The sequence below is a fragment of the Asticcacaulis endophyticus genome, assembly GCF_014652575.1.
Lineage (GTDB): Bacteria > Pseudomonadota > Alphaproteobacteria > Caulobacterales > Caulobacteraceae > Asticcacaulis > Asticcacaulis endophyticus.
Genome location: NZ_BMZB01000010.1, coordinates 16,073 through 38,780, shown reverse-complemented (window position 1 = coordinate 38,780; position 22,708 = coordinate 16,073). Strand labels below are relative to the sequence as shown.

Here is a 22,708-nt window from a genome sequence, read left to right as displayed (position 1 = left end):
TGCAAATGTGATTGTTTGATGGTGAATTTGCGTATCCGGCTTTATGACGGCGCTTTGGTCGAAGTGCAGGGTCTACGCGGCCCGCTGACCGCAGTTCAATGCCCGCACAATTCCGCACATTTTGAGATTTCAGGTCATCTCTACGATGCCTGCGGGCGCGCAGCTTTGCCCAGAACGCGGGTGCCGAAAATCCTTATGGTCTATTCCATGGGCTGTCATGTTTTGGGGGCTGCCAGCTTTTGAAAACCGCCTGATAAATAAAGCCTCTTTATTATCAATGGCACCAAACCACATTGCCCGCTTATCAGGTCGCCGCCAGTCTCGGTAATATGAGGGTGGGGCCGGTTTCAAACAGCAGTTGGTAAGCGCTCATGTCCGATCAAACACCGCCGTCCGCCCCTAACGCCCCCCAAAACTGCCCGCGCGAATATCAAGATGACTATATCGGTCAGCAATCCCCGAAACTGGGCGCACCGCTGATCATTGCCCTGATGATCGCCGGCATTATTGGTGCGGCCTATGCCGTGATGTATTTTGGTTAGAGCGCATTCCGAAAAGTGTGAAGCGGTTTTCGGAATCAAATGCGCGTCAAATTTAAGCACTCGCCACATTAAGCAGCTTTGACAGCTTGGCTTTCAGTTCCTGCGGATTGAACGGCTTAGAGATGTAATCATCCATCCCGGCTTCCAGACATTTTTCCTTATCCCCGTGCAGGGCATGGGCGGTCATGGCGATGATCGGCGTGTGCTCACGGCTATCCTCGGCCTGTCGCAACCGGATGCGGCGCGTGGCCTCAAACCCATCGATATCGGGCATCTGAACGTCCATGAGGATAACATCGTAACGCCCGTCCTGCCATTTGCGCACGGCCTCTTCACCGTTCAGCGCGGTGTCGTAGCGATAACCGAGCGTCTCCAGCAGGGTCGTCGCCACCAGCGTATTGGGCGCATAGTCTTCGACCAGCAGAATCCGCGCCTGCCCGCCGGCGGGCACGTCATCAGCGGCTTCGGCAGGAGTCAGAACCGCCGCTGTGCCCGCCATCGGCTTTAGCGAAATCTCCACAAAAAACTCCGCGCCCTGATCGGTGTCACTGATGACCCAGATACGCCCGTCCATCGCCTCACACAGTTTACGGCTTATCGCCAGACCCAGCCCCGTGCCGCCGAACTTACGGGTGATCGAGGAATCGGCCTGAGTGAACTTATCGAAGATATGCTCGGCCTTATCGCGCGGAATACCGACGCCGGTATCTTTCACGCCAATGCGCACATTAACCAGCCCATCAGGCCGCACCGCACCACTTGCGCTGATGCGAATTTCGCCGTGCGCGGTGAACTTGACCGCATTGGACAACAGATTGGTCACGACCTGACGGATACGCAGGCCATCGGCATAAAAGCGCATATCCGGATCGAAGTCATAATCGAGCGCTTGTTCCAGCCCCTTTTCCTGCGCCTTAACCGAGATGATGCTTAAGCTGTCTTCCAGCACCTGTTTCAGATCGCACGGGCCATAGTCCAGTTCGACCTTATCGGCCTCCAGCTTGGCAAAATCGAGCACATCATTGATCAGGTCCATCAGCGCTTCGGCGCTGTCCTTCATCGTCAGCAGGTATTTCTCATGCTTTTCGGGCTGAGTGCGGTAATGCAGCATGATGTTGGTAAGACCCACAATCGCGTTCAAGGGCGTGCGGATTTCGTGGGACATATTGGCCAGGAATTCTGACTTGGCACGGTTGGCACTTTCGGCCTGTTCCCGCGCCACCACCGAGTCCTGAATGTCGGTACATGTGCCGTACCAGATACGCACCTGACCGTCGTCATCGCGCACACTGACGCCGCGTGTCTTGAACCAGCGATAAGCCCCGTCAAACCGGCGCAGACGGTATTCGATATCATAGGCTGCCCGCCCCGCCACGGCGTCGGCCCAGTGCTGCACCGTGCGATCACGGTCATCGGGGTGCAGAACCTCAACCCAGCCCTCCCCCATAAGCTGCTCCAGCGGCAGCCCGGTATAGGACTGCCAGTGCCGGTTCATATAGGCGACCCCTCCGTTAGCCGACGTCGCCCACACCAGTTGCGGCATGGCTTCGGTCAGACCGCGCCAGCGTTCCTCGCTTTCGCGCAGAGCGGCTTCGGCATGTTTGCGTTCCGTGATTTCCTGAAAATAGATTGAAATGCCGCCTTCCTCGACCGGAAAGGCGCGCACGGCAAACCACTTTTGCCAGGGCTCATAAAAGTTTTCAAAGGCGACACTGACCCGCCCGGTCATCACCTTGCGCAGGTTGCGCTCAAGCTCAGTCCCCCGCGCGTCTGGGAAGACATCATCCCAATAGTGCTGGCCGATGCGGGTGTCAGGATCAATGCCCTGCGCCGATAAGGCCGCCCGCGCCGCCGCGTTCATATAGGTAAAGCGCCAGTCCGCCCCCAGCACCTGCACCCCGTCATCAAGGCTTTCGAGCACGCGCGTCACCCGCGCCTCCCCCTCCTGACGCAGGGCGGCCATCTGAAGCTGTGAGCGCACCCGCGCCATCAGTTCACGCGCGCTGAACGGTTTGGTCAGATATTCATCGACCCCGGCCTCAAGCCCTTCGACCCGTGCCTCTTCGCCCGCCCGCGCCGACAGCATCACCACCGGGATTTTGTGCGTGGCCTCAAAAGTGCGCAATCGCGCAAGCAAGCCGAAGCCATCAAGGCGTGGCATCATCACATCGGTCAGCACCAGATCGGGCGCCTTACGCAGGATCGCCGCCCACGCCGCTTCGCCATCAGCCACGGCCTCGACTTCGTAGTGCGCTGACAACAGCCGCTGCACATAGTCGCGCATATCGGCATTATCGTCGGCCAGGACAATACGGGCCCCGGCGGTCGCGTGATCATGGTCCGCCGCTTCGGTCGGCAACAGCGTCGAGGCCCCGTGCGACGGCGGCGACAGGGCGGGCACATCCCCCGGCAGCCAGCGCAGGGCTTCTTCGACATAGGCTTCGGCCCCGATGGCGGCGACCGAACGGCCACCACGGTCATCACGCACTTGCGCCCCCGGCAGGTGATTGCGGCCGAGCGGCAGGATCACGCGAAAGGCGCTGCCCACCCCCAGTTCGCTATCGACCTCAACCCGTCCACCATGCAGAGCCACCAGTTCCTGCACCAGCGACAAACCAATGCCGCTGCCTTCATAGGTACGGCCCCCCGTCCCGGCGACACGGTGAAAGCGCTTGAACACATTCGGCAGTTCCTGCGGGCAGATGCCAACGCCGGTATCGGCAACCGTCAGTTCCGCCTGATGATCCGTGTGTCTCAGGCTGACCGTCACCTCACCTTTCAGGGTATATTTGAACGCGTTGGAAATCAGGTTCAACACGACCTTTTCCCACATGTCGCGGTCAATATAGGCCAGTTCGGGCAAGGTCTCGCACGCAATGCGGAAGGTCAGGTCTGCCTTATCCATGGCCGAACGGAACGTCGAGGCAAGGTCTGCCGTAAACGCCCCCAGATCGGTCGGCACAAAGGCCGCCTCCGCCCGTCCGGCCTCGATACGGGCGAAATCCAGCAAGGTATTGACCAGTTTCAGCAACCTGAGCGCATTGCGGTGGGCGACATCCATGCGGATGCGGTTATCGGGGATGGTCTGATGGTCGGCCAGCGCATCTTCGATCGGCCCCAAAAGCAAGGTCAGCGGCGTTCGGAACTCATGGCTGATATTGGAGAAAAACGCCGTCTTGGCGCGGTCAAGCTCAGCCAGAGCCTCGGCCCGCCGGGTTTCGGCTTCAAACGCCGTCGCACTTGAGATACTGGCGCCGATCTGGCCTGTGACCAGTTGCAGAAAACTCTCATAGGCCTCGTCATAAAGCCGGTATGGACTAAGCCCGACAACTAAAACCCCGGCCAGAGCCTCACCCGACAAGGTGACCGGCAGCAAAACGGCGCGGGTGGGTGCCTTGTCCCAGGCGCCGTTTGGCAGGTCAGTAAACTGTGCCGAAAGATCATCGACTATCACCGCCGCACCTGTGCGGCGCATCTGCTCAATCGGCCAGATGTACGGATTGGCAGCCGCGTGTTCCTGATCCATGCCGCACGCCATCTTAAGCTTGGGCGCGTCCCCGGTCAGGCAGTAAAACAAGCTAAACGGCATATCATGAGCGTTTGAGCATAGGGCCTTATCCGCCTGAGCAAACACATCTTCGGCGGTGCGGCAATTGGCGGTTTTTGCGGCCAGATCGCGCAGCAACGCCAGTTGCCGCTCCCCGATCACGCGTTGGGTATCGTCTGTATTGGCGCAGATAATGCCGCCCACGCCGCCGTCATCATCGGGGATCGGGCTATAGGAAAAGGTATAGTAGGTTTCTTCGGGGTAGCCATTGCGCTCCATAATCAGAAGCTGGTCTTCGACATAAATCCCTTCATCGCCGGTCATAGCCTTATTCAGCAAAGGCTCGATATCGGACCAAATTTCGCGCCAGACCTCGGACACAGGCCTACCCAGCGCCCACGGGTGCTTGCCGCCGATGATCGACTTATAGGCATCATTGTAAAAATAGATGAGTTCCGGCCCCCAGCCTACCCAGATCGGCTGACGTGAAGTCAGCATAATGCGGATGGCGGTCTTTAGGCTGCGCGGCCACAGTTCGAGCGGCCCGACCGGGGTATTGTCCCAGTCATGTGCCCGCATCAGCCGCGCCAGTTCCGCCTCGCCTTTCAGGAAGTCGGGTGCTGCCGATAACGAAACCTTCCCGTCATGACGCCCCTGATCCATAGTTTCGAAATCCGTATTGTCGTGAAGCCAAGCTACCGGCTCCATAGCCGATTCCGCCCATACTCATCAGAATATCATAAATAAGCTATGAGGCTTTAGGCCCCTGTATATGCGACTGACATTAAGCTTTGTTTGCGCTTTAGTCGCGCGGGCCCAGCGCCTGAGACAGGTCCTGCAGGATACGGCGCAGGGTCGCCATATCGGCCGCCCCGATCAATGCGCCGCAGTGATCCTCAAGCGTTTGACTAAGTTCGATCAGCGTCGCCCACACGGCCTGTCCGCGCGGGGTAAGCACGACCCGCTTGGCGCGGCCGTCATCGGGATCAGGCACAACCGTCACATAGCCCAGGCTTTCGAGATCTCCCACCAGATAGGCCATGCTTTGCTTAGTGATCTGTGCGCGCTCGGCCAGATCGACGACGCGTGAACCTTCGGGGCGGATATAACGCAACAGGCTGGAGTGGGCCGGGCGAATATCGGGAAAACCACGCGCCGCCAGCCCGCCGTAAACCTTAGTCTGCAAATATTCGTAAGGGCGGCGCAATAGCGCCCCAAGGGTCGCCTGCGCATCGGGCAAGGGTACATTACTCATAATTCACGGCGTAGCATATTGACAGATAAACTGTCTATATGTAAATGGACAGACTTTCTGTCTATTAAAAGGAAATTTACATGCCGCTCGATCTCAACGATCATCACTTTAAACCGCAAACCCAAGCTGCCTTCATGACCCGCGACCTGACCGAACAGAACCTTGCCATTGTCGATGCTCACATTAAGGGCGAAGGCCGCGATCCATCATCCGTCATGTCACTCTATGCGGACGATATCGTGCTCGATATGCCGACACGCGGCATCACCCTGCGTGGCAAGGCCGCGATCGAGGCCAATTACCGACGCATGTTCGGGGCGATGGAACTGATATCCATGACCCCGATTGAGCGCTTCGCCACCTTTGACCGCGTGATCGATGACTGCGTCGCCCGTTTCAAGCTGGTGCGCGAAGGCTTTGATAATGCGCCCTATCCGATAGGTTCCACAATCGACCTGCGTCTGTTACATGTCTTCCATATGAAAGACGGCAAGATCGCCCGTGAAACCGTCTTCGAAGGCTGGACACGGATAGATTAGGGGGAAACGCTATGATTGCGTCGTGGTTTTTACGCAGTGCCATTATTTTCGGTATCATCGGTATGATTATGGGCATCGTCATGGGCATCAGCCATGACCACACCCTGTCGCCGGTACACGCCCATATCAATCTGATCGGCTGGGTCGGGTTGTTTCTGGCCGGACTGTTTTATGGCAGTCATCCAGCGGCAGCGGGCAAACTGGCCACGGCACATTTCTATGTGGCGGTCATCGGGCTTATCATCATGGCGCCCGGTATTGGCGGCTCAATTCTTGGCCTGCCCTGGGGCGCGCCTCTGGCCGGTATCGGCTCAATCATTACCCTGATCGGGTTCATCCTGTTTGCCATCGGTGTCTTTCGCCACAGCGGTGCCAGAATAACCACAGCTTGACCTTTGCAATCCGCATGGGCCATCCTCCGGCCAATATAATAACCGGAGGATCGCACATGTGGCGCGCAGGATTACTCTCAGCCGTTTTACTGGTATCAGGTTCAGCACAGGCTGAGACCAGACCGGAGGCACCGATCAAGGTGCTGATCGTCACCGGTGGCTGCTGCCACAACTATTCTGAACAGCGCCAGATCTTAGAGGACGGCCTCAAAGCCCGTCTCAATGTGACCGTCAGCCACCTTTATTACGATCCAAAACCCGGTGAACAGGCCACGCGTCCCAAGCTGCCGATCTATGACAACCCGAACTATGGCGATGGCTATGATGTCATTGTCCATAATGAATGTGCCGCCGATGAAAGCGACCCAAAGATTATCGATACGGTTTTAGCCCCGCATCAAAAGGGCGTTCCCGGCGTCAACCTGCACTGCGCCATGCACTCCTATCGCTCGGAGACCTATCGTCAGCCGGTAACAGCGGGCGAGGCCAGCGCCAAATGGTTTGAATATACCGGCATCCAATCGTCCGGCCACGGCCCGCAATCACCGATTACCCTGACGGTGGCGAAAACCGCCCATCCGATCACTGAGGGGCTAAGTGGTTGGACGACCAGTAACGATGAGCTTTACAACAACCTGACCACGTTCAAGGTCACGCCGCTGATCTATGGCATTCAAACCGACTCATCTGTTGCCGCTGACCGCGATAAGACTTTTACCGTCGCCTGGACGCACACCTATGGCCCAAAGAACGTCCGCGTCTTTTCGACCACCCTCGCTCACAACGAAGCCAATATGCGCGAAGACGCCTATCTTGATCTGGTCGCAAATGGCGTCGCCTGGGCCAGCGGGCGGGTGAAGTAGCCCCCCTCCGACGGCTTCGCCGCCACCTCCCCCGGCACGCCGGGGGAGTATCTCTTTTACATACCTCCCCAGTTCACTGGGGAGGGGGACCGCCGCGATTTATCGCGGGGGTGGTGGGGGCTTACGGGCAGTTGCCGTCGCCTTCGACCGCCATCAGCTTGACCGACGTATAGGTCAGGTCGAGCGCCTTTTCCGAAGATATCGCAAACGGTACGCCGATCTGCTTCATGTCAGCGCCCGCATCGCGGAAACAACCCAGCTTGATCTTCAGCGTCTTGAACTGCCCACCCGTGGGGGCCAGCGCCTTCGACACATCGACGCGGCCCATGATGAACGGATCACGCCCAACGCCGATAGTCACGGGGCCTTCAGCGGCCTTATCCATCTTATAGGTGATCGACAGGGCCAGCTCACCGGTCGTTTGACGGCTCAGGTCAACCAGCGGCCCCTGGAACAAGGCGGCCCCAAGGCCCTGACCGTTGAACACCAGACGCCGACCGGCTTCCTGAGCACCGGCATCGACGATGGTCTGGTTGGCGATACCCTTCGGGCTCTTAAGATTGCCCTCACCCTCAACTGCGCCGCTCAGATCAGCGATGGCGAATTTCCACGGCGCGCGCACGCGACCGGCGGTGAAGTAGTTATCGACATTGACCACATCGGCATCGCTCAGGCCCGACACTTCCGACAGTGACGCCAGATCGCCCTTATCGGCATAGGTCAGCCCAAAGCCATAGGCAAACAGCGGATCATAGCCCGCCATGCCGACATTGAGCGGTTGCTGCACGGCGGTTTTCGGCCATGAGAACGACAGCTTGCCCTTGAAATCATGACGCGCCTTGCCCGCCGCATCCCCGATGATAAGGTCAGCCACCCCAGCCCCTTCGGTGCCGGGCAGCCAGGCCGCCACAAAGGCGTTCGAGGCATTCAGTTCCGGGTTCACCCACATCGGACGCCCCGACAGGAACACGGTCACCACCGGAATACCGGCAGCTTTCAGCTTTTTGATCAGTTCCAGATCCTTGGCTTCGCCGGGCTGGTAATCAAGGTTCGGGCGGTCGCCCTGGAACTCGGCATAGGGGTCTTCGCCGATGACGACGATGGCCACGTCCGGCTTCTTGCCTTTATAGGAACCGTCGACCGACAGGGTCGCCTTGCCACCCGCCGCAGTCGCCGCGTCCTTGATGCCGCCAAAGATCGACTGACCGTGCGGGAAGTCGACATTGGTATTGCCAGTGCCCTGCCACGAAATCGTCCAGCCACCCGATTGCTTACCGATATTGTCGGCCCCATCACCGACGACAAGGATATTGGCCTTACCCTTAATCGGCAGCAACGAGCCATTGTTTTTCAGCAGCACCAGCGATTCGCGCACCGCCTGACGGGCGACCGCGCGGTGCTCAGGGCGGCTCAGATTTTCCCACTTGCCGGTGATGGCGCGGTCTTTCGGCGCGCCAAATTCAAACAGGCCGCCCTTGATCTTGGCACGCAAAATACGGCGCACGGCATCATCGAGACGAGCCTGAGAGATCTCACCCGACTTGGCCTGAGCCAGTGTGTTCTCATAGATGCCCTTCCAGGAATCCGGGGCCATGAACATGTCAATCCCGGCGTTAAACGCCTGCGGACATGAACTGTTGGTGCAGCCCGGCACCTGGCCTTGCGCGTTCCAGTCCGACACCACAAAGCCGTCAAAGCCCATCCGGCCTTTCAGCACGTCGGTCAGCAGATATTTGCTGCCGGTCAGCTTTTCACCGTTCCAGCTCGAAAACGACGCCATGACCGACAAAACACCGGCTTCGATCGACGGCGGATAACCGGCATTGTGGATCTTCGCCAGTTCTTCCTCACTGATCACGGCGTCGCCCTGATCCTTGCCGCCCAGAGTGCCGCCATCGCCCAGATAGTGCTTGGCAGACGACATGATGCGGCCGAGCTTAATGCCTTCATCGCCGCCCTTATCGCCTTGCAGACCCTCGACGACCTTACCGGCATAGGCGGCGACATCGGCGGGGTTTTCAGAATAGGATTCGTAAGCACGGCCCCAGCGCTTATCGCGCGATACGGCCACCGTCGGCGCAAACGTCCAGTCAACGCCGGCCAGCGCCATCTCATAAGCGGTGACTTCGGCGATCTTTTTCATCAGGTCAGGATTGCGCGTCGCCCCCAAACCGACATTGTGCGGGAAAATGATGGCACCCACCAGATTCGAGTGACCATGCACGGCATCGATCCCGAACAGCAGCGGGATCTTGGCCTTGGACGGATATTCGAGCGAAGAACGCCAGTAAGCGTCCGCCAGATCGAGCCATTCCTGCGGCGTAGCGCGCTCATTTCCATTAGGGGACGACGATCCGCCCGCCAGAATGGAGCCAAGCGGATATTTTTTGAGGTCTTCGGGTTTGATCGAGGCGATATCGCCCTGAATGGTCTGGCCGACTTTTTCTTCGATCGACATCTGCGCCATCAAAGCGTCGATTTTGGCTTCAACATCGGCATCGATCAGACCGGCATCCTTAAGCTCCGGCCACACCGGATTGACGGCTACGGGTGCCGGTGCCGGGGCAACCGCAGGGGCCGCCGCCATCGGGGCTGCATCGGTGTCCGCGCCGCTGAAGGTCGCGCAGGCGCTTAAGGCCGTGAGCATTAGTCCGGCCGTGCTTAGCTTCAGCCACGCCTTGAACGGCGACGATTTGGTGTGTGCAGATTTCATCTCAGCTTCCCATCTGGGCCCGATACCAATGATACGGGCGTTTTTTATACGTCATATCTTATGCAGGACCATGAGGAAACGCTTACGACATCTATTCAGCGCCCGTCTTTTTGACATAGGCGCCAAAATATCCATCCCGTCACAATGCCAAAAGCCGTCGTGACGCCGCCTCTCCCTGTACGCGCGGACATCGCAACACATCAGACATTACCCTGATGATATTGCGGCCCATTACCTCTTTAATGACAGCGCTATCAGCCGCCGTCAAGGCTTAGAGCACTCGCAAATGCGAAGAGCTATTATTTTGCATTGCAGTGTGATCTTAAAAATTAAATATATAATTCAATATACTAAAAAATGTTCACCGCAGCATTAGCGCGCCGATTTCGCGTCAGGGATGATTTTTGAAATATTTTTCAAAAATATATTTGACAGCGCTGTCAGATAGGCCTAATTCTGAAGCCTGTTGTTGCCGCGTAAGCGTGCCGTCTCCCGGCCCTTACGCACTATGAGTTTAAAGCCGGACTTTGGTGAGGGTCTTTCCCTTTTTCACCTTCATCGTCTGGGTTCGGTTTTAAATACCTTCTGGAATTTGGCATTTTCGAAGGTAATGGCCTTTAGATCCCGGTGGCTTCTGTCACCGGGACTTTTTTATTAGATTATCAGTCCCTCGCCGGGCGGCGGCTTCGCCACCTTGGCCGCCGCCTCAGTGGCGGCTTGAGCGAATAATCATTCGCTCTAAAAAAACCATCAGGTTCAGACCGGCCCGACTGAATTGCGCTTGATCAGTTCAAACGGTAACATTCGGTCGGTGTCGCGTTTAGTGCCATCCGCGTCTTCTACCTCCGCCTTGGCCAACAGGATGTCGGCGGCGGCATAGGCGATATCTTCGACCGGCTGGCGGATCGTGGTGACATGCGGCCAGATCAGGATCGATCCCGGCGCATCGTCGAACCCGCAAATGGATATATCTTCGGGGATGCGGATGCCCATTTGCTGAGCGACGCCCATAATCCCAAATGCCATGTAGTCATTGCTGGAGAAAATCGCCGTCGGTCGCGGCTTCCCCTCCGCAAAGAATGACTTTCCGGCCTCTATGCCCGATTCATAAGAGAAAAAGCCTTGCTTGACCCAATCAGGGCGCGGGGTGATTCCGGCCTCGCTCAGTGCCTTCGTAAAGCCTTGATAACGCAAATGCGTGCCGCCATGTTCGGGATGGCCGAGCACAAAACCGATATCGCGGTGGCCCATGGCGATCAGGTGCTGGGTCATTTCATAGGTGGCGCGGGCCTCATCCATGCGCACAATCGGTGAGCGTCCGGGATTGAGGAACGGTGAAATCCGCACATAGGGCACGCCGGCCGCCTCAACGGCATGCAGCACCACCGCCATGTCACATAAGGGCGGTGTCAGGATCACGCCGTCCAGCCGAATGGTCGCCAAAAGCCCCGCGATATTGCGCTCAAGATCAGGCGAATGGGCATCCTGCGGTTCGATCAGCAGGTGATAGCTGCTTTCCCGGCAGCGCCGGATCGCCCCGTTTTGCACGGCATTGATATAGCTGGGGTTGGGGTTGTCGTAGAAAATGCCAATCAGAAAACTGCGCGCCCCCGCCAGCGACCGCGCCAAAAGATTGGGCCGGTAATGCAGCAGATTGGCGGCTTCCTGAACCTTAACGCGGGTCTCGGCGCGGACATTGGGTTCATTATTCATGACGCGGGAGACGGTCTTGATCGACACCCCCGCCAGACGCGCCACGTCATTTATCGTGGATACCGTGCCGCTCGCCGGTAAATTCACACCGGGCTTAAGCTCCGAAGACGCCTTGATATCCACCAATAAAGTCCCTCTCGCGTCCGTATCCGGATCAGTCCGCGAACGCATTGCGGGCCTGCCGTTTTGATTATTATACGATTTTAGGACTTCAAATTGTCTTAAGCGCGTGATTTGTCAATCAGCGATCAGCATATGACTGCTTTTTTGACAGCGCTGGCAGGGCATCCCCGCCAGCGCTGTAATGACTTAGGCCTTTGAAAAGGCAGCCACAGCCTCAGCCGTAAGGCGCGTGATTTCGGCCCAATTGCCGTCCTGCATGGCTTTGGCGGGGGCGACCCACGATCCGCCGACGCACAGGACGTTATCGAGCGCTAAGAAATCGGCGGCATTTTTGGCATCAATTCCGCCGGTCGGGCAGAACTTGACCTGCGGCAGCGGCCCGCCAATCCCTTTCAGCATCGGAATGCCCCCAGCAGGCACCGCCGGGAAGAATTTCAGGTGGGTAAAGTTCCACTCCAGCGCCTGCATGACTTCGGATGCGGTCTGCACACCCGGCAGCAGCGGCAGGCTGTCCTGCTTGGCCAGTTCCTTGGTCAGCCCCGGAGAGACCAGGAACTTGGCCCCGGCCTTGGCGGCTTTTTCGGCGTCGTGCGGCGTCAAAACGGTGCCCGCACCAACAACAGCGTCGGGACGTTCTTTGGCGATGAGTTTAATCGCATCCAGCGCGCAATCGGTACGCAGGGTGATCTCCAGCACCGTGATCCCTCCTGCAATCAGCGCGTCCGCCAGCGGCAGGGCCTGATCAAGGCTGGGGATAACCATGACCGGCAAAACCGGCCCTGTGGTCATGTATTTCGGGACGTTTGCGTGAGTGCCGGGATATTTGCTCATCGGGGGATTTCCTTTTTCTTTTTACGATTGCCGCTTAAGCGACATTTTTTATAGACCTATTCAGCCCGTGATCTCAGCGTCCGTCAAGGCATGGGCTGACCCCAGCAAGGCCGCGCACGGGTGGGTGATGATGTGACTGGGGATACCGGCCACCAGATCGGCCAGAGGCGCCTTCGCCTCCATACGCGCGCGGAAGCGGCCTTCGTCGATAAACCGGAGCAGGCGCGGCGCGATCCCGCCCGCGATAAACATACCCGCCGTCGCCCCATGACAGAGCGCCAAATCGCCGCACACCGAGGCTAAGATATCGAGGAAGGTTTCGACCGTGTAGCGGCAACCCTGCCCATCTGGGCCTTCGATATTGGTGATCTGGGCCGGGGTAAGTTCCAGCGCCTTTTCACCGCGCACGTAGGATACGGCCTGATAGAGATTGACCAGGCCGGGGCCGGACAGCAGATTCTCGATCGTCACCCGACCGAGTTTTTTGCGCAAAAAGCGATGAATATCGGCCTCAAAATCATTGACCGGCGCCCAGGACGCATGGCCGCTTTCGGTCGACAGGCAATAGGGCCCGTAAGCCCCACCGACCAGAACCGACGCGCCAAAACCTGTGCCGGCACCCATTACCGCATGGACATCGCCAAAGCCTTTGGTGACCGGCCCGATGGTTTTTATATCGTCGCCGTCCATATAGGGCAGCGCATAGGCCAGGGCTGCATAGTCATTGATCAGGCGTGATTTTTTAGCGCCCGACGACTTGGCCAGTTCACTTTCCGTCACCAGCCAGTCGAGGTTGGTAAACTTGATCTGCCCGTTCTTGACCGGCCCGGCCACTGCCAGCACGGCATAATCCAATTCTGGACGGCCCCCCAGATCACGGAAATAGTCAGCGATCACGGCATAGATATTGGGATAGCCGTGCGTCTCGAACGACTTGAAATCACGCAGCTTCGTCTTGCCGTGATCGCGCTCAGCAATGGCAAAACGCGCATTGGTGCCGCCTATATCACCGACTAAACCACGAAAGGTAACGGACGCCGCAGACGACGTTATGGGGGACTCAAAATGGGCTGTCATCTAACCTTACCAGAAGACCGCGCCGCCCTCATCCGCAGCGCCTACGACGCGCCGGAACGGGGCGAACAGCTCGCGTCCAAGACCATCAACTTCGGTCTCTTTCACAGCCGGTTCGCGGGCCAAGAATGACGCTTCATTACCTATGAAGCTTAAGGTCCCATTTTCGCAATCTACCCGCAACACATCTCCTGACCGCAGTTTTGAAATCGGTCCGCCATCTTTGGCTTCTGGAGTGAGATGAATCGCTGAGGCTACCTTACCTGATGCACCCGACATCCGTCCATCGCTAACCAGCGCGACCTTACGGCCCTGATCCAGCAAGCTTGACAAAGATGGCGTGAGCGAATGCAACTCAGGCATACCATTGGCCTTTGGCCCCTGGAATCTGACGACGCAAATAAAATCCCCATCGGGGATATTACCGGCCTTAAAAGCCGCCAGGAAATCATCCTGATCGTCGAAAACCGCGCACGGCGCTTCGATAAACTGATGCTCCGGCTTGACGGCGGAAATCTTAGAGACGGCAATACCGAGATTGCCCTTCATTTCACGCAAGCCGCCCTCAACGCTGAACGGGTTGGTGATGGGGCGCAGCACGGCCTCATCGCCGGACGCTTCCGGTAGGTCGCGCCAGATGACCTTACCGTCCTGCAATATCGGCTCACGGCAATAGTCGCCCAGCCCCTCGCCCCAGATGGTCTGGACATCAGCGTGCAGCAGACCCACACTCAGCAGTTCGCGCATCACAAACCCTACCCCGCCCGCGGCATGGAAGTGGTTAGTGTCGGCTGAGCCGTTAGGATAGACCCGCGCCAGCAATGGCACAATGCGCGAAATGTCGTTCAGGTCTTCGGGGGTCAGGATGATACCTGCGGCCCGCGCCATAGCGGGCAAATGCAGGGCGTGGTTGGTCGACCCACCGGTGGCCATAAGACCCACGACGCCGTTCACAAAGGCCTTAACGGTCAGCACATCGGCAAGACACGCCGGTTGCTTGCCATTGGCGGCGGTGAAGGCGGCGCGTTCGACTGCGGCGGCGGTCAGGGCCTCACGCAGTTCGGTATGCGGATGGATAAAGGCCGATCCTGGCACATGCAGGCCCATCATTTCCATCAGCATCTGATTGGAATTGGCGGTGCCATAGAACGTGCAGGTGCCGACGCCGTGGTAAGACGCCATTTCAGCGGCCAGCAGGGCATCGCGACCGACTTCGCCGCGCGCATAGAGCGTGCGTATCCGGGCTTTTTCCGGGTTAGGCAACCCCGACGACATCGGTCCGGCCGGTACAAAAATCACCGGCAAATGGGCGAAAGACAGCGCCCCGATGACCAGACCGGGCACGATCTTATCGCATACGCCCAGCATCAGGGCGGCATCAAAGGCATCATGGCTAAGGGCAATGGCCGCTGACATGGCAATGACATCACGCGAAAACAGCGACAATTCCATGCCGCCGCGGCCTTGGGTCACGCCGTCGCACATGGCGGGCACACCACCGGCGACCTGAGACGTGGCGCCGACCTTACGGGCGGCTTTCAGGATCTTTTCGGGATAATTATGATAGGGCTGATGGGCCGACAGCATATCATTATAGGCGGTGACAACGCCGATATTGGGCACAGTATCCAGCGCGGCCTGCAGCTTATCGTTCTCGGTCGAGGCGGCCACAACGTGGGCATAGTTGGCGCAGGACAGCTTTTTACGGCGCGGTTCCGTCGTCTTATAACGCTCGGTGCGCGCCTCGAACTTGGCGCGCAAATCTTTTGAGCGATCCGTGATGCGTTGCGTAATGGCGTCAAGAGCAGGATTGAGGGTCATGGTCATGTACTCTTAGGCCGCCCAGACGACGTCTAACGGCACAGGGGATTGTGCGATAAAGGCACCGATGGGGGATGTATAGGGATCGTCAGATAAAATGGCGCTGCGTAAAACCTCAAGCTTTTCAGCGCCAGTGATCAGCAGCAAGATGCGCTTGGAGCGATTGAGCGCAGGCACGGTCAGGGTGATGCGCGGTAGTTTTGGTTCAGCCTCTGTGCCGGATGGGGCGACCGGCAAGACCAAAGCCGTCGTGTCATAGACCTCAGCATTGATCGCATGGCCCGGAAAGATCGAGGCATAGTGGGCATCCGCCCCCATACCCAGCAGGGTCAGATCAAAAATCGGTTTGTCGCTTGTAACCTCAACCCCTTCGATAGAACGGATCACAGACTCAGCCTTTTTCGCGCACTCGCCCGCATCATCCATATCCTGAATCAGGGTCACGAAATTAAGCCCCGCCTGAATCGCCGGAGTCAGCGCCGTGGCCATCATCAGGGTGTTGGATGAGGCACTGTCCAGCGGCACAAACCGCTCATCAACCTGAGTGAGGGTGATCTTTGGCCAGTCGAGATTAAGCCCGCTTAACCCCTCATAGACCGCCTTGGGCGTCGATCCGCCCGCACCTGTGATCAAGGCATGGCCCTTAGACGCGACTTCGGATTTCAGCACGCCCGCAACCTGAGCCACCACATAGGCAACCGCATCCGCCACCGCGTCAAACGCATGCACCGTTACCGAGCCTTTGAGGCCATCAAGGGTCAGGGTGTGATCAGTCATTCCAGCTACGCCCGTCACGGTCGAGCAGGGTGTAGGCCGACACGGGGCCGTAAGAGCCTGCCGGATAAGGCTGCGGCCGCGGGTAAACCTTGGCCCAGCCCTCTTCGATGCCATCGACCCACGCCCAAGCGGCCTCGACCTCATCGCGACGAACAAAGGCGGCATTATTACCGTTGAGCGCATCAAGGATCAGCCGCTCATAGGCAATACGGCGGCGCGGGGCTTTTGTACCATTGCTATCAAAGGCATTGGTCAGCGACAGCGACAGGGCCAGAGGCTGCAAATCCATGCCACCCGCGGCAGATAATCCTGGGGCCTTATTCATCACGGTCAGCGAAATATCTTCTTCCGGCTGGAGGCGGATCACCAGACGGTTGGCCAGCACCTGCCCGCCAAAGATCGAGTGCGGCACGGCCTTAAACTGCACCACAATTTCCGTAGCGCGGCTTGGCAAATGCTTACCTGTGCGCAGGTAGAACGGTGTACCCGCCCAGCGCCAGTTGGCGATTTCGGCCTTAAGCGCCACATAGGTTTCGGTGCCCGACGGTGAGCCTTTTTCGGCTTCATAGCCCGCAACCGGCTTACCTTCGGCAAAGCCTGCGCCGTACTGGCCGCGCGCGGTATGGGTCAGCACATTATGTTCATTGATCGGCTTCAGGCTTTTGAGCACCTTGACCTTTTCGTCACGCAAAGCATCGGCATTGATGCCCGACGGCGGCTCCATCGCCAGCAGACACAGGAGTTGCAACAGGTGGTTTTGCAGCATGTCGCGCAGGGCACCGTATTCATCGTAATAGCCCAGACGCTCACCGACGCCGACGGTTTCGGCGACCGTAATCTGAACGTGGTCAATGCTTTGCGCGTTCCACAGCGGCTCAAACACCGTATTGGCAAAGCGCAGCGCAATCAGGTTCTGCACCGTTTCCTTGCCCAGATAGTGGTCGATGCGGAAGACGCGCGCTTCGTCAAAGGCAACCGCCACCGAGTCATTGATAACCTTTGAGGACGCCAGGTCGCGGCCCAGCGGTTTTTCGATAATGACGCGGTTAGGTTTGGCGTTTAAGCCCGCTTTCAGCAGGTGTTCGCAGATCGGCTTAAATAGCGATGGCGACACCGACAGGAAGAACACAATATCAAGATTATCCGTCTCACCCAGTTCGGCCTTGAGCTTAGGGCCCCATTCGACGTCCCCGACATCGAGCGACAGATGGCTGATGCGGGCGGCAAATTTGTCAATGGTACCGTCTTCGAGGTCAGAGCCAGCGCGCTTGGTCACCGCCGCCTTGACGCGCTCAACAAATTCATCGCTACCCACGGCTTCGCGCGCGACCGACACCAGCCGCACATCATCAGCCAGAAACCCGTCCTGATCGAGCATGGCCAACGACGGCCACAACATGCGCAGGGCCAGATCGCCCGTGCCGCCCACCAGAACAAACACACGCTGGCGCCCAGATGCAGACGAAGATGGTGAAGATAATCCGTTCAGAGACATAAAGCTTATCGTTCCTGGGCCGAAAACAACGGCCCCTTCTTGAGTGAGAGCCTGCTGGTGCGGTTGATCCTGCGTGCCAAATCGACCAAAGTCGATGACAGCGCTGTCATACAGGCTATTCCCAACAGGGTCAAGTCGCAGACTGACCGCATCGGTGGATTATGCCGCATTCATACATCCATAAAACCAAAAACTTCGTGAACACAATTGGTTATGTTGCACGATTTTTTCTACATGACCGTCAATTGTCCGCCTGCGGAGCAACTTACCCTGTATTCCTGAGCGCGCTGGCCGTGCCGTTGACGGTCAGTTGCAGGGCCAGTTTGACCAGCTTATGCTGATTGCCGTGACGGCGCTGGGTCATCAGTTCGACCTGCATCCGGTTGAGGGTATCGAGTACCGGCTTTGAGCGCTCAATTGAGCCGCGCAAGTGTTCGTGGGTCGACAGCAGGGTCTTGGCTCCGCGGATACGCAGGATGAGCGCAATCGTGTCATCGAACTCGAACTTGATCTTATCAAAGATACGCTGGGCCTCGACCTTATCGCGCGCCAGATGATCGACATAAAGCCCTGCGATTTCCATGTCGGCCTTGGCCAGCGCCATTTCCATATTGGCGAGGAACACATCAAAGAAATCCCAGGTCTGCACCATGTCAGCCAGCACCGAATCTTCAACGCCGGTGTCGCGCACCGCCGCCGCAAAACCGTACCAGCCGGGCAGTACAAAGCGCGACTGCGACCACGAAAACACCCACGGAATAGCGCGCAGATCTTCAATCTGACCGCTGGTGGTTCGCGACGCCGGACGCGAGCCGATCTTAAGGTCGGTGATTTCCGAGATCGGCGTGACATTGCGGAAGAAGGCCAGAAAATGTTCATCCTCATAGACCAGATCGCGGTAGGCCTTGAATGAGGCGGCGCAGATTTTGTCCATCACCGGCCCGAACTTCGCTTCGGCCTTGGCTTCCTTGGTGTCCTTATCGACCTTGGGTTTGACTGAGGCGAGGAACACCGCCGCGGCAAAGCTGTCGAGCGTCTTGCCCGCTGTGGTGGCATTGCCGAACTTACGGGCGATCATTTCGCCCTGCTCCGTCACCTTGATATGGCCGCCGACCGTGCCCGCAGGCTGAGCCAGAATGGCACCAAAGGCAGGCCCGCCCCCGCGTCCGACCGACCCGCCGCGACCGTGGAACAGACGCAAGCCCACGCCGTAATGCTCACAGACCGCCTTGATGGCCGAGGACGCCTTATGTAGCGACCAGCGCGAGGCCGTATAGCCACCGTCCTTGTTGGAATCCGAGTAGCCGAGCATGACTTCCTGCACCGCCGGACGCCCCAAAAGCGAGCGCATGGCAGGCAGGCCTAACCACCGCTTCATGATGTCGGGGGCGGCTTCAAGGTCGCCGATGGTTTCAAACAGCGGGGCGACCTTGATCATGGTGTGTGGCTGCGGCCCGCCGTAGACGAGGCCTGCCTGTTTCAGCAGCACCAGCGGCTCAAGGATATCCGACACCGACTTGCCCATCGAAATAACATAGGCGCCGATGGCCGATGGCCCGTAGGTTTTGATGACCTCAGCCGCCGCATCAATGATCTTAAGCTCGCGCCTTGTCTCCGCCGAATATTTGGCAAACGGCCAGCGCAGCAGCCGGTCATTGGTCAGTTCCGCCACCAAGGCCGACACCCGCTCATTTTCCGACAGCGACATATAGTCGAGCAGTTCAGACGACTGGGCGAACAGTTCCGCCACCACCCGCTCATGAACCGAGGAGTTCTGACGCAGATCAAGCGCCATCAAGTGAAAGCCGCAACTGCGCGCAATCTGGATGGTGGCCTTAAGCGTGCGCCCGATCAGGCGCTTACCGCCATTAGCGATCAGGCTGTCGCGGATGACCTTAAGGTCGCGCACAAATTCATCAACGGTCTCATAGGGGGTGGCGATTTCCTGCGGCACATAGCCGGAGCCCAAACCGCGCTGCTCCCCGATAATGACCTGAGCGGTCTTGGCCAGACGGGCCTTCACATAGGACAGAGCCCGACGATAGGGTTCATCGACGCGGTGGACATTCGTGTCGGACGATTTGCGCGACAACTCCATCAGGTCGTCGGACACCTTGGTCAGTTCTTCGGAGACCGTCAGCTCGGTATCAAGCTTGTTGATCTGGTCGAAGTAAAACCGGAAAATGGTGCGGGCCTGCTCGCGGAAGGCATAGCGCAAGGTGGTCTCATCGACATGGGGGTGGCCGTCACGGTCGCCGCCGATCCAGGAGCCGAGTTTCAAAATCTTCGGCAGGGTCTCATCCAGCGCGATATCACGGTCCCACTGGGTATAGAGATTGACCAGCGCCGGCAGGATCGACCGGCGCACCACGCCCAGCGAATTTTCGATCTCATCAAAGACCGTAATCCGCTCCGGCCGGTGCAGGCGCGTGTTCCACAGCAAGGCGATGGCTCGGTAAAGGTCTTCTTCGATGGCGCGGCGCTCAGAGGCCGAATTGCAGCTTTCATAACGCGACAAAAGCTGAGTGATTTCATATTCGCGCTCAACGACACTGGCACGGCGCATTTCGGTCGGGTGGGCGGTAAACACCGGTGAGGCATGGATGTTTTGCAGGGTCTTTTCGATCCGGGCCTGATCAATGCCGTCTTTGCGGGCCGAGGCGACCGCATTGGCCAGGCTGATGGTCTGAACCGAACCGTCCGAGGCCTCAAACGTGTCCTCGCGGCCCAGATTAGCGACATCTTCGGAGATGACGCTGAGTGTCGACAAACAGGTCAGGACGCGGGCGGCATGGGCGGCGTCTGACTCTGAAAAGCCCGACAGATCGAACGCGCTCGATTTGAGGATATTGAGCTTCGACAACACCTCACCGCGGCCAAAATCGGTAATGGCTTCGTTCAGAAACCCTTCCAGCATGGCGGTGTTTTGTTTGACGTGGTCGATGACGGGATCGGTCATGGTCTGCCCCTGCACAAAAAAACAGGCCCGTTAAGACATAGTGCGCCGTAAGGATTGCGCCGGTGTTCTTCTGTGGGAGCGAGAACTTCAGGGCGCAAAATGGCAGCAGATATGGTTATTCAGGCGGAATTTACCCTCTTCACGGTCACTATTAGCGCCAATTTTGTGCGTCGCAAGGTAACAATCGGCAAGATGGCGCCAACAATCCGTGAGCTGAAAAATTTACCAAACAAACTCAATAGGTTGGAAAATATCCCGTTTGAAAAAATTTTATCCTAATTTTTGCGGTAGCGCTAACATTTTTACTGCACCGGCGAACGGGTTACGATTGCAACAATTTATCCGGCAATTTCAGCGGGTTATAGTCTGACAATTACCCTTCTTATACCTCCCCCAGCTTGCTGGGGAGGGGGACCGCCGCGATTTATCGCGGGGGTGGTGGGGGCTCTTTTTCTTCCCTCACGACTTCCCCATAAACTCCGGCTTAAAGAACAGCGCCGCCTGAAACGACTGACCGATGCGGTAAGCTTTTTCGCGCAGGATCTCTGCCCGCAGTGCATCAAAGCGCTCACCCGTCACCGCCACCCATAGCTCCAGCCAGCGCTCGAACATGGCCGGGTTAAGATCGAGCGGAAAATGCTTGGCCATCGGGCGGCCTTTATAAGCCGGAATATCGGGATGAGCGCCGTTGGTAATGGTCATCCAAAATAGCGTCAGATTGTCGAAATGCTCCGGCCAGTCATGGACGGCCGCTTCAAATACCGGCCCGATCAGATCGTCTTCGCGCACCCGGCCATAGAAATCTTCGACCAGCCCGCGCACTTCATCCATTTTGAACAGAAGCTCTTTATACGTTTCTGGCACATTAACACCCGTTAAACATAAGCCGACACCAAATCCTAAGCCTTGCCGGTTAACCTCATCTATTTAGGCCCGTCTGCGCCCGATTGCTATGCGGCAATTGGACATGCACCTTCGGGTATGGTCTGCAAACCAGAGGTAACTATGGCCAAGGCGATTTTCCACCGCCGTCAGCGTGTGTGGGTGGAGCCGGTCGGCACCTGGGCTTTGATCGATAAGGTCAATCCCATTTGGGCCAAGGGCTTCGATGAACCCATCCGCGTCACCTATGACTGCGGGCTTGGCCGTGAATTTCGCGCCGAAGAACTGAAATCCGAGAGCGATGTCGAGCAGGCCCGCGATATCGGCCAGTGGCGGCTGATGCGCGCCCGCAACAAATGGCACTCCGCCGAAGAATCCGGCCATCACCCCTTCCCCGGCACCTATCCGGTTGTGGTCACCGATCCCAATGACTGGGGCGGTTGGCGCGTGCCCGGTGCCGAATATGACCGCGATCCGGCCCTGATCGAAATGCAGGCCCGCCTGATTACCTTGTCGCCCAAGCTTCTGAAACTGGCCAAGGATTTGGTGACCTATGTCCGTCAGGAAACCGAGGACCTGCCCGAAGAGGTGATGGAACTGGCCAAGCGCGCTGAAAATCTGCGCCATCTGGTCGAAACTGAAGCGCCCGAAGCTGGCGTGCAAAAGGTTCAATCCGCCGATCCGGCCGCGAGGTAATTTAAATCACAGGTTCGACGCTTCCAGCCAGTCAACCGCCTCATCGAAGCTTTCAAAGCCCCGGAATATCTCATCCGGAAACAGAGGGGTGATGGTCGACACCCGCGCCAGATCGAGGGCTGATTTCGACACGATCGCTGTGCGTCCTTTGTGGATCACGTCGCGGGTCAGAAACTGCCAGCGCTTGGCCAGATGTTCGATGTCCTCAAACTCAATAAACCCGGTAAAATCGCGCAGATCAATCAGCCGCCGCCACGCCCAAGGCCGGTCAAGCTTACGCGCTGCACTGAAGATCTGATCGACCAGATTAGTGCTTTTCATATTGCCGATGATGCGCACAATGACCAACCTGCGCTTCGGGTCGAGGCGAACCCGAAACCGGTAGCGTGTTGACGCAGGACGACGTGACGAATGGGGCATATGTGGTTTTACCGATGATACCCGATTTCATAGCGCCCCTACGTCAACTTGGGAATGAGGCGGCAT

The 22,708-nt window shown here is 57.9% G+C and carries 19 protein-coding genes; 7 read left to right on the top strand and 12 right to left on the bottom strand.

Going from position 1 to position 22,708, the window contains the following annotated elements; translation table 11 throughout:
• Window positions 1-18: 18 nt before the first annotated feature.
• Window positions 19-243 carry a hypothetical protein gene (locus IE102_RS17670; protein WP_189489263.1) on the top strand — a complete coding sequence of 75 codons (225 nt, stop codon included), beginning with the start codon at window positions 19-21 and terminating at the stop codon, window positions 241-243.
• A gap of 128 nt (window positions 244-371) precedes the next feature.
• Window positions 372-542 (top strand): hypothetical protein, encoded by a 171-nt coding sequence (locus tag IE102_RS17665; protein ID WP_189489261.1) that lies wholly within the window; start codon window positions 372-374, stop codon window positions 540-542.
• Between the two features lie 52 nt (window positions 543-594).
• Here the strand turns inward: IE102_RS17665 and IE102_RS17660 are convergent, their stop codons facing one another.
• Together IE102_RS17660 and IE102_RS17655 are read right to left on the bottom strand one after the other, a co-directional pair.
• Complete coding sequence (locus tag IE102_RS17660; protein WP_189489259.1) at window positions 595-4,797, bottom strand: response regulator; 4,203 nt, start codon at window positions 4,795-4,797, stop codon at window positions 595-597.
• A 94-nt stretch (window positions 4,798-4,891) separates the two neighbouring features.
• On the bottom strand, window positions 4,892-5,344 hold the full coding sequence (locus tag IE102_RS17655) for a MarR family winged helix-turn-helix transcriptional regulator (RefSeq protein WP_189489257.1): 453 nt from the start codon (window positions 5,342-5,344) through the stop codon (window positions 4,892-4,894).
• Window positions 5,345-5,424: 80 nt separating this feature from the next.
• On the opposite strand from IE102_RS17655, the gene IE102_RS17650 reads away from it, so the two are divergent.
• Genes IE102_RS17650 through IE102_RS17640 form a run of 3 tightly spaced genes read left to right on the top strand, consistent with a single transcriptional unit; the run spans window position 5,425 to window position 7,138 of the window.
• Window positions 5,425-5,883, top strand: coding sequence for a nuclear transport factor 2 family protein (locus IE102_RS17650; RefSeq protein ID WP_229807863.1), 459 nt, complete (start codon window positions 5,425-5,427; stop codon window positions 5,881-5,883).
• Window positions 5,884-5,894: 11 nt separating this feature from the next.
• The gene (locus tag IE102_RS17645; protein WP_189489255.1) at window positions 5,895-6,275 is read left to right on the top strand and encodes a hypothetical protein; all 381 of its coding nucleotides are present in this window, start codon (window positions 5,895-5,897) and stop codon (window positions 6,273-6,275) included.
• A 56-nt stretch (window positions 6,276-6,331) separates the two neighbouring features.
• Window positions 6,332-7,138, top strand: a complete 807-nt coding sequence (locus tag IE102_RS17640) for a ThuA domain-containing protein (protein WP_189489253.1) — start codon at window positions 6,332-6,334, stop codon at window positions 7,136-7,138.
• A gap of 121 nt (window positions 7,139-7,259) precedes the next feature.
• Here the strand turns inward: IE102_RS17640 and IE102_RS17635 are convergent, their stop codons facing one another.
• The 8 genes from IE102_RS17635 to ppc all read right to left on the bottom strand — a co-directional run bounded on the left by IE102_RS17635 (window position 7,260) and on the right by ppc (window position 20,644).
• Window positions 7,260-9,851, bottom strand: coding sequence for a glycoside hydrolase family 3 protein (locus tag IE102_RS17635; protein ID WP_229807862.1), 2,592 nt, complete (start codon window positions 9,849-9,851; stop codon window positions 7,260-7,262).
• A gap of 756 nt (window positions 9,852-10,607) precedes the next feature.
• Window positions 10,608-11,735 (bottom strand): LacI family DNA-binding transcriptional regulator, encoded by a 1,128-nt coding sequence (locus tag IE102_RS17630; protein WP_189489251.1) that lies wholly within the window; start codon window positions 11,733-11,735, stop codon window positions 10,608-10,610.
• Between the two features lie 138 nt (window positions 11,736-11,873).
• Window positions 11,874-12,518 carry a bifunctional 4-hydroxy-2-oxoglutarate aldolase/2-dehydro-3-deoxy-phosphogluconate aldolase gene (locus IE102_RS17625; RefSeq protein WP_229807861.1) on the bottom strand — a complete coding sequence of 215 codons (645 nt, stop codon included), beginning with the start codon at window positions 12,516-12,518 and terminating at the stop codon, window positions 11,874-11,876.
• A 60-nt stretch (window positions 12,519-12,578) separates the two neighbouring features.
• Complete coding sequence (locus tag IE102_RS17620; RefSeq protein WP_189489249.1) at window positions 12,579-13,595, bottom strand: glucokinase; 1,017 nt, start codon at window positions 13,593-13,595, stop codon at window positions 12,579-12,581.
• A 6-nt stretch (window positions 13,596-13,601) separates the two neighbouring features.
• A complete protein-coding gene (gene edd, locus IE102_RS17615; protein ID WP_189489247.1) occupies window positions 13,602-15,413 on the bottom strand; it encodes a phosphogluconate dehydratase in 1,812 nt (603 codons plus the stop codon).
• Between the two features lie 12 nt (window positions 15,414-15,425).
• The gene (gene pgl / locus IE102_RS17610) at window positions 15,426-16,190 is read right to left on the bottom strand and encodes a 6-phosphogluconolactonase (RefSeq protein WP_189489246.1); all 765 of its coding nucleotides are present in this window, start codon (window positions 16,188-16,190) and stop codon (window positions 15,426-15,428) included.
• Window positions 16,183-17,685, bottom strand: a complete 1,503-nt coding sequence (zwf, locus tag IE102_RS17605; protein WP_189489244.1) for a glucose-6-phosphate dehydrogenase — start codon at window positions 17,683-17,685, stop codon at window positions 16,183-16,185. The genes pgl and zwf overlap by 8 nt, the downstream gene beginning before the upstream one ends.
• 265 nt (window positions 17,686-17,950) lie before the next feature.
• On the bottom strand, window positions 17,951-20,644 hold the full coding sequence (ppc, locus tag IE102_RS17600) for a phosphoenolpyruvate carboxylase (RefSeq protein ID WP_189489242.1): 2,694 nt from the start codon (window positions 20,642-20,644) through the stop codon (window positions 17,951-17,953).
• A gap of 99 nt (window positions 20,645-20,743) precedes the next feature.
• On the opposite strand from ppc, the gene IE102_RS17595 reads away from it, so the two are divergent.
• The gene (locus IE102_RS17595) at window positions 20,744-20,923 is read left to right on the top strand and encodes a hypothetical protein (RefSeq protein WP_189489240.1); all 180 of its coding nucleotides are present in this window, start codon (window positions 20,744-20,746) and stop codon (window positions 20,921-20,923) included.
• A gap of 180 nt (window positions 20,924-21,103) precedes the next feature.
• Here IE102_RS17595 and IE102_RS17590 read toward each other — a convergent pair whose 3' ends face one another.
• On the bottom strand, window positions 21,104-21,508 hold the full coding sequence (locus IE102_RS17590; RefSeq protein WP_229807860.1) for a group III truncated hemoglobin: 405 nt from the start codon (window positions 21,506-21,508) through the stop codon (window positions 21,104-21,106).
• Window positions 21,509-21,649: 141 nt separating this feature from the next.
• Here IE102_RS17590 and IE102_RS17585 point away from each other — a divergent pair, with 141 nt between their 5' ends.
• Window positions 21,650-22,222, top strand: a complete 573-nt coding sequence (locus tag IE102_RS17585; protein ID WP_189489238.1) for a hypothetical protein — start codon at window positions 21,650-21,652, stop codon at window positions 22,220-22,222.
• Between the two features lie 6 nt (window positions 22,223-22,228).
• Here the strand turns inward: IE102_RS17585 and IE102_RS17580 are convergent, their stop codons facing one another.
• A complete protein-coding gene (locus tag IE102_RS17580) occupies window positions 22,229-22,642 on the bottom strand; it encodes a hypothetical protein (protein ID WP_189489236.1) in 414 nt (137 codons plus the stop codon).
• Window positions 22,643-22,708: the final 66 nt, after the last annotated feature.